This is a genomic window from Tenacibaculum finnmarkense genomovar ulcerans (genome assembly GCF_900239495.1).
Classification (GTDB): Bacteria; Bacteroidota; Bacteroidia; order Flavobacteriales; family Flavobacteriaceae; genus Polaribacter; species Polaribacter ulcerans.
The window spans coordinates 269,804-276,226 of record NZ_OENE01000048.1; the positions used below are offsets into that span (position 1 = coordinate 269,804).

General features: G+C 29.6%; 7 protein-coding genes. 1 reads left to right on the forward strand and 6 read right to left on the reverse strand.

Features of this window, described 5'->3' with window-relative positions:
• Positions 1 to 3: 3 nt before the first annotated feature.
• From DPIF8902391_RS11715 to DPIF8902391_RS11740, 6 genes are all read right to left on the reverse strand, one after another.
• Positions 4 to 825 carry an outer membrane protein assembly factor BamD gene (locus tag DPIF8902391_RS11715; protein ID WP_058885278.1) on the reverse strand — a complete coding sequence of 274 codons (822 nt, stop codon included), beginning with the start codon at positions 823 to 825 and terminating at the stop codon, positions 4 to 6.
• A gap of 125 nt (positions 826 to 950) precedes the next feature.
• Positions 951 to 1,469 carry a ferritin gene (locus DPIF8902391_RS11720; protein WP_058885279.1) on the reverse strand — a complete coding sequence of 173 codons (519 nt, stop codon included), beginning with the start codon at positions 1,467 to 1,469 and terminating at the stop codon, positions 951 to 953.
• Between the two features lie 129 nt (positions 1,470 to 1,598).
• On the reverse strand, positions 1,599 to 2,474 hold the full coding sequence (dapA, locus tag DPIF8902391_RS11725) for a 4-hydroxy-tetrahydrodipicolinate synthase (RefSeq protein WP_058885280.1): 876 nt from the start codon (positions 2,472 to 2,474) through the stop codon (positions 1,599 to 1,601).
• Entirely contained in the window at positions 2,474 to 2,986 is a 513-nt protein-coding gene (locus tag DPIF8902391_RS11730; protein WP_058885281.1) for a DUF6913 domain-containing protein, read from the reverse strand. Before DPIF8902391_RS11730 ends, dapA begins: the two co-directional genes overlap by 1 nt.
• A gap of 20 nt (positions 2,987 to 3,006) precedes the next feature.
• Positions 3,007 to 4,143, reverse strand: coding sequence for an esterase-like activity of phytase family protein (locus tag DPIF8902391_RS11735; RefSeq protein ID WP_172505928.1), 1,137 nt, complete (start codon positions 4,141 to 4,143; stop codon positions 3,007 to 3,009).
• 141 nt (positions 4,144 to 4,284) lie between these two features.
• Positions 4,285 to 4,650, reverse strand: a complete 366-nt coding sequence (locus tag DPIF8902391_RS11740) for a hypothetical protein (protein ID WP_058885283.1) — start codon at positions 4,648 to 4,650, stop codon at positions 4,285 to 4,287.
• Positions 4,651 to 4,789: 139 nt separating this feature from the next.
• Here DPIF8902391_RS11740 and xerA point away from each other — a divergent pair, with 139 nt between their 5' ends.
• Positions 4,790 to 5,863: a site-specific tyrosine recombinase/integron integrase gene (gene xerA, locus DPIF8902391_RS11745; protein WP_172505934.1), complete on the forward strand. Its 1,074-nt coding sequence runs from the start codon at positions 4,790 to 4,792 to the stop codon at positions 5,861 to 5,863.
• Positions 5,864 to 6,423: the final 560 nt, after the last annotated feature.

A 6,423-nucleotide genomic window follows, 5' to 3' on the forward strand; every position in this document is an offset into this window, starting at 1 on the left:
CTTTTAACTTTTAACTAATTGTTCTTGTTCTTTATTTAATGCGGCTAACATTGCGTTTGAATCTTTTATAAATTTAGATTCAGGAAAACTTCTATTTAATTTATCGTACGCGTTTATAGCGGCTTTAATTCTAACTGCTTTTCTACGCTGCGTACTTTTCATGGCAAAATCGTGTGCTGCTTTTAATCTAAAATATAACGCTTCTTCTTTATATTTTGTTCCTAAATAATCTGATAATAAATTATCAAAAGCAGTAATTGCAGCGCGATAATTTCTAGAATCATAGCCTGCTGTATTGTAATATGTTTTTGCTATTTCAAATGCTTTTTTCTCTAACCTACTACGTAATTCTGTATAATATTTATTTGCTTCGTCTAATTTATTAGAATTAGGATAAGCATCAATAAATGACTGAAAAGAAGCCAACGCTTTGTTTGTATCTGTAGGGTCTAAACTAAAACTAGGTGCAGCCTTGTAATAACTTAATGCCGATAAAAAAGCAGCGTCTTCTTTCTTTGAACTTTTAGGATAGTTTTTAGCAAACCTGTTAAAGTAATAGCCTGCTAAACTATAATTTTTTTCATTAAAATTAGATTGAGAAACCATATACTGAATACGTTCCATTTGAGGTTTACCTCTATATGAAGGGGTTACTTTTTCAAATAAACGCAATGCTTTACTGTATTTTTGCACTTCGTACATTTTTACAGCCATTTTGTATTGTTCCTGAATACTTCCTTTGTTTAACACTTTGTTATACTCTCCGCATGAAGACAAAACCAATAGCATTACAAGTAAATACGCTAAATTTTTAATTTTTTGCATTTGGCAAAATTAGTGATTAATTATGGATTATTAAAACGATTTTTTTTTCTCTAATAGAGTATTGCAATAAACTATAAAATATGCTATAAAAAAGGTTTTAAATATATAAATGTTTGTTAATCTTATTATACTGGATTAGCAGCTGCTGCACCTTGAGCTACTATTTGCTTTACATCATTATCAAATAAATATAAACCTCCTTTATCATCGCCAATTAAATTAATTTTATCTAAAATATTTCTTGCCAATGCTTCTTCTTCTATTTGTTCAGATACATACCATTGTAAAAAGTTATGAGTTGCATAATCTCTTTCTTGTAAAGTAATATGTACCAAATCATTAATTGATGCTGACACCATTACTTCATGGTCAAACAAGGTTTGAAACATATCTTTAAATGATCCAAATTCACTTGGTGGCGCTACTAATTCCGATACTTTTGCATGCCCACCTCTTTCATTTACAAACTTTACTAATTTTAACATGTGCATACGTTCTTCGTCAGAATGTGCGTACATAAATTGCGCAACCCCTTCAAAACCCTGTGTTTCTGCCCAGCAAGCCATCGATAAATACACCTGTGATGACTGTGCTTCTATTTGAATTTGTTTGTTTAACGCTGTTTCTATTACTTTTGATAACATATTTTTATTTTTTTAATTATATTGATTATAAATAACGAACTTTTATACAAAGATGCAAAAAAAGACTACAATTAAAAAACTGTAGCCTGTTATAACTGATATTTTTGTTTAGACAAATTACAGATTATTTTATAAACGATCTGTAAAGTCTGAAATTTTTGTTTGTAATTCTTCGGATGCTTTTACTAACGGTAAGCGAACCTCATCTAAGCAGATGCCTTTTTTTAGCAATACTGCCTTAATTCCTGCGGGATTATTTTCTTCAAAAATATAATCTACAACATCCATTAATTGGTAATGAATTTTATAGGCTTTTTTATTTTTCCCTGCCAATCCTAGCTGAATCATTTTTGAAAATTTCTTTGGAAACCCTTGTCCTATTACTGATATTACTCCTGCTCCACCTGCTAAAACAACACCTAAAGCTAAATCATCATCACCAGAGATAATTAAAAAATCTTTTGGTTTATCTTTTAACAACGCTAAATATTGCTGCTGATTATTTCCAGCTTCTTTGACTCCTACAATATTTTTAAAATCGTTTGCCAATCGTAAAATCGTAGCAGGCTCCATATTTTTAGCCGTTCTACCAGGAACATTGTATAAAATAATTGGTTTTTTAGTCGCTAAAGCAATGGCTTTAAAGTGCTGATAAAAACCTTCCTGTGTTGGTTTTGAATAATACGGTGCTACTGACAATATTCCATCAATATTTGATAAATCGGCAGATTTTAACTCATCAATAACAACCTGTGTATTATTCCCCCCAAGCCCTAAAACCAAAGGTAAGCGTCCGTTATTTTCGGTAGCGATTACCTTTATAATTTCAGCTTTTTCTTGTGTTGTTATCGTAGCACTTTCGGCAGTTGTTCCGTTGATAACTAAATAATTTGTACCGTTATCAATATTGTAATTTACTAATTTTTTAAGCGCCTGAAAATCGACACTTAAATCTTCGCTAAAAGGCGTTACCAAAGCCACTCCTGTACCAACAAATTTTTGCATTATATTTTTTTTAATATTGTTAAGTATTTTTTTAATTCTTGATTTAAAACCGCTTCATTAAAGCTATTATCGGCAATAACAAGGTCATACAATCGATCATCAACATCAGCAAAACCAACTTTTAAAGTTGCTTGCGATAGCAAAGTTATTATATTAAGGTATAAATTTGGCGTTTTTATATAGTTAATAAGCAAATCGTACTCATTTTTAACGAAACTTTTTAATTTGTCTGATTTTAAACCTGCTTTAAAACCAACTTCTTTATCGGTAAAAAATGTTGGTAATACTTCTTGTTTTTTTTCAAAAGGTTTATAAATTAACACCGTAATAGCTTCTTTTTTAAGAGAAAGCTGGTTGGTTAAACTAGTAATTACAATGTTTTCTAAAGATTCATTATCTAATAAAATAGCAATTTTTTTAACTTTATGTTGCGGCTGATTTTTAGCATTTTTCTCTACAATAGTTTTGTTGTAAAATTTCTGAATTGATTTTTCTTTAAGTTTGGCTATCATCTTTTAAATAATTACGACCACTAATGTACTTTTTCTGTTTGAATTTCAAACAATAAAAATTGCGTTAATTGCTTTCCATATACTTGAAAATTATCATCAGAAACAAAAATCAGCGAGTTGTTTCCGTTCGATAATTTAGGTCCGAAAGTAATTCCTTCAATATTATCGATAATCGAATTGGTTAATTTAGGCTGAATTGATTTAAAATCAAATAGTAATTCTTTTTTTAGAGAGATATATTTTTCTTTTTTAAGTGATGGAATTTCTAAGGTATTTGTAGTGTTTTCGTTAAAGCTTTTATTAACATTTTCATTGACTGTTGCTTTAAAAACTCGGATGGTATTTCCATAAGCCCCGTATCCGCTTTGATAAATTCGTTCTACCACAAAAAACTGATTTTTTTTGTATTCTAAAATAGCGGTAACACCGTTTAAATTAACGCTTCCTTTTGCAGGTTTGTCAATTTTTTCTAGCTGATAAGAAAATTGTTTGGTCGCTGTTTTGGTTTGAGTATCGAAATACGTAATACGTATTGGCGATGGTGTTTTATGGAATGTTGGCTCATCGCCATCGGCTTGTAGCGGCGCTTCCATTGCTACCCAAAAACCTTTTTTATCGAAACTTTTTGATGAACTTTCAAAAGCGGCATTGTGTTTTGGTTTTGCTTGGGAATTTGCTTTAAAATAATCAGGAATTTTTATTTCTTCTTTAAAATTACCAGCGGTATCAATTGTAAAAATCGTTGGATTTTTACCCTTACGGATGCTTCCTTCGCTGACTAAATTTAGTTTGTTATCGCTAAAAAAAACCGATTCTAGGTCTAACACATTATTTTGATAAAAACCACTATCAGGTTGTAATGAAATTACTTTTTGAAAAATCACATTTTTGATACTGTCTTTTTTAATAACAACATCACCTATTAAAACCCGTGGATTTTTAGCATCATCAACCACCATATAATATTGATTATTACTAAAATCAATCCCTGAAATTCCGCCAATAATAGTATTGTTAAAATTTAAAGAATCTTTGACTACAAATTCATTTAAAAATTTTAATTTTGGTTGTTTTAAGCCTTGTTTTTTTAAGTTCGTTTTTTCCGTTTTACAACCTGATAAAACTAAAAATACTGCGATATAAATAAATCTTTTCATAAAGCAAAAATACTATTTAATTAAGAGCCTATTTAAATTTCATCTGAAAAAAATTTATAGTAAAAGATAAAATCTATCAAGCTAAATTCAGTTCTGTTTTCGCATCCTTATTTTTCGTATCTTTTAGCTTTTTTGATGATTTTACTTAGGTTTCATATAACTTTGCCAATGTACGAGTATGTACTTTTCTCTTTGAGCTAAAAAACCATATTCGTAACAGAATAAATAAACCTGTCCTTTACTGTTTTTCCAATAATTTGTAAAATAATTTGGATCAAAATCTTTTGCTAGCAATTTTTCTTTTCTGACACTAGCGTATCCTGCTTTGTTAAATTCTTTTAATATTTTTCTGTTATTTTTGAGTTTTTTATCTATCTTAAAAAATAAACTATCTTCTTGTTCTTTATTATTTTCATAATGATAGGAAGATCGACAATAAGAAGAACAGTATTTTTTATCGCTTCTTCCTTCTAGTTTATTTTTACAGTGAAGACATCTCTTTTCCATAAGTGTATAATTAACCGTTTAATAAACGTATAAATATATGCTTATATTTTTTTTATTCAGTGTTTTTTTTGAATTTTATCGCGTGAAGAAAACCTCAGAACATATTACCTTAAAGCATTTACATATTAATAATTGCAAGATGATTGGGCTACAATTTAGCCCCAATAAGGTTATTCATGCGCTAATAAAAGAACTTCCTGAGCCTAAATGGAGCGCGGAGTTTAATATGGTTTATTTAAAGTATTCTAAGGAAAATATTAATGCTGTTTTTCAAAAATTTAAAGGCGTTATCTGGATACATGGCAACGCTTTTTTCAAAGAAAAACCTATAAAGAACAATAGCTTACCCAATATAAACTGGTTTAGAAATAGGGCTAAAAAAGAAACTCTTAAATATGCTCCTGAGAGTTATTTATTAAAATTAGAGCTTAAAAGATACTCTTTAAACACTTGTAAAATCTATATTTCATTGTTTGAGAAATTTATAAATCATTTTTATCAACAACCGATAAATGATCTATCTGAAAAAGATATACAGCAGTACCTTCAAGTATTAGCGCATCAGAATAAATCGAATAGCTATGTAAATCAGTCTATTAATGCTATTAAATTTTACTATGAAACAGTATTGGGTATGCCTAATCGATTTTACAGTGTAGATAGACCCAGAAAAGAACATAGGCTTCCTAAAATAATATCGAAAGAAGAAATTTTAGCTATTATAAATCACACAAATAACATAAAACATCGGTGTATTGTTAGTCTTTTATATTCCGCGGGGTTGCGTAGAAGTGAAATTCTTGATTTAAAAATAACAGATATAGACAGCAAAAGAATGTTAATACATGTTAACAATGCTAAGGGAAATAAAGATAGGTATTCGTTACTCTCTACAACGGTTCTTAAAGAATTAAGGGTGTATTATAAGGAGTGGCAACCTAAAACGTATTTATTTGAAGGCAGGAAAGGACAAAAATATTCGCCCGAAAGTGTCGCTGTAATTGTTAAAAGAGCGACTAAGAAGGCTGGTATTATAAAGAGAGTAACGCCACATATGTTAAGACACTCTTTTGCTACTCACCTTTTAGAAAGTGGTACAAATTTACGCTATATCCAAAATTTATTAGGGCATCGTTCTAGTAAAACAACAGAAATTTACACTCATGTTGCCTCTCATAATTTTAAATCAATTAAAAATCCCCTAGATTCGTAAAAGATATAGACGATATATATGTAATAGTACGTATATTTGGTTGTTGCAAGTAATTGGCAAAAAATCACGCAAATTATAATGTATTTTTTAAGGCTAATAAAGAAGTATAATCGGAAACTATTTCCCTAAAAACCCTCTAAAGAATGAGCAAAATACTGAAAAACTTACGCAACTGTTGATTTAAAAGACTGACGCATAAATCAATAAAAACGGAATGAATAAAACTGACCGAATTACCATCCAAAATCTGAATTTATAACGGCTGTAGAATTGAGAAAATGCAGAAAATTGGAATTGGAAAATTGACGCAACCGCTGATTTAAAAGATTGACGCATAAATCAATAAAAACTGAATGAATAAAACTAACCGAATTATCATCCAAAATCTGAATTTATAACGGCTGTAGAATTGAGAAAATGCAGAAAATTGGAATTGGAAAATTGACGCAACCGCTGATTTAAAAACTGACGCATAAATCAATAAAAACGGAATGAATAAAACTGACCGAATTATCATCCAAAATCTGAATTTATAACGGCTGTAGAATTGAGAAAATGCA

Bases quoted from the DNA above. Each gene is read 5' to 3' on its own strand.
- DPIF8902391_RS11715 (WP_058885278.1), bottom strand. From the start codon at position 825: ATGCAAAAAATTAAAAATTTAGCGTATTTACTTGTAATGCTATTGGTT.
- DPIF8902391_RS11720 (WP_058885279.1), bottom strand. From the start codon at position 1,469: ATGTTATCAAAAGTAATAGAAACAGCGTTAAACAAACAAATTCAAATA.
- dapA (WP_058885280.1), bottom strand. From the start codon at position 2,474: ATGCAAAAATTTGTTGGTACAGGAGTGGCTTTGGTAACGCCTTTTAGC.
- DPIF8902391_RS11730 (WP_058885281.1), bottom strand. From the start codon at position 2,986: ATGATAGCCAAACTTAAAGAAAAATCAATTCAGAAATTTTACAACAAA.
- DPIF8902391_RS11735 (WP_172505928.1), bottom strand. From the start codon at position 4,143: ATGAAAAGATTTATTTATATCGCAGTATTTTTAGTTTTATCAGGTTGT.
- DPIF8902391_RS11740 (WP_058885283.1), bottom strand. From the start codon at position 4,650: ATGGAAAAGAGATGTCTTCACTGTAAAAATAAACTAGAAGGAAGAAGC.
- xerA (WP_172505934.1), top strand. From the start codon at position 4,790: ATGATTGGGCTACAATTTAGCCCCAATAAGGTTATTCATGCGCTAATA.